Here is an 871-nt window from a genome sequence, read left to right on the forward strand (position 1 = left end):
ACAGAGCTTCTTAGCAAAGACATCTCAATAGCCCGCCCCACTCTTTTAATACTTGGGCACCCCAAAGCAATGCGCAAAGCAAGCCGCTTTATCGAGTTCAATATGAATCGGCTGTTTATGGGAGTTCACAATGAAGATAATTTTTGTGGGAGCATTGATGCTAGAAGAGCAAAACTACTAGAGAGATATGTCTCTGAATTCGCTGAAGATTATGGCCTCAGCCAACACTTAGATCTTCACACCGCAATTCGCGATTCCTATGTTGAACGCTTCGCGCTCAAACCTAAAACCGAGCACGCTAACAATGTTTCAGATGAAGCTCGTGGGATTCTATCTGCACTTGGCTGTACGACACTGGTCTATCAGCATAAGCCAGCAACAACGTTTTCTTCTTTTACCGCGCGCAGCTTTAACACCGATGCATACACGGTTGAGCTAGGTAAAGTGTACCCATTTGGGCTCAACAAACTCAGCGAATACGCAAACACTTATCAATGTCTTAAATCAATGATCTGTGGTGAGCTCATAACTGTCGCGCAAGATCAACTCAATGAATTCGAAGTGTGTCATGAGCTGATCGTAGACCATGCAGAATATGTATTGTATGTTGATGAAGATGCCCCTAATTTCTCGCGCTACAATCAGGGGACGATAATGGAAAAGTCTCCACTCAAAATCTATGAAGTGGAGAACACAGAAGAGCTTCTAATTTTTCCAAACAGCAAAGTGCCGATCGGTCAGCGCGCAGGCCTAATGCTGAAACGCATAAATAGCGGGTAAACCAAGTAGTTGCGTTAGCACATCTAATGCAGTTTTAGATTCATCAATCAGACGTGGGTCAGCCAAATCGCTCTGCGCTAGTTGATCGCGA

Annotated in this window: 2 protein-coding genes; one reads left to right on the forward strand and one right to left on the reverse strand. The window is 44.4% G+C overall.

Features of this window, described 5'->3' with window-relative positions; translation table 11 throughout:
- The coding region (locus tag A3762_RS04920) for a succinylglutamate desuccinylase (protein ID WP_068754371.1) at window positions 1–780 on the forward strand (780 nt) is incomplete at its 5' end.
- Here the strand turns inward: A3762_RS04920 and A3762_RS26340 are convergent.
- On the reverse strand, window positions 751–846 hold the full coding sequence (locus tag A3762_RS26340) for a hypothetical protein (protein ID WP_369820663.1): 96 nt from the start codon (window positions 844–846) through the stop codon (window positions 751–753). The two genes, A3762_RS04920 and A3762_RS26340, sit on opposite strands and share 30 nt — an antisense overlap.
- Window positions 847–871: the final 25 nt, after the last annotated feature.

The sequence above is a fragment of the Oleiphilus sp. HI0125 genome, assembly GCF_001635355.1.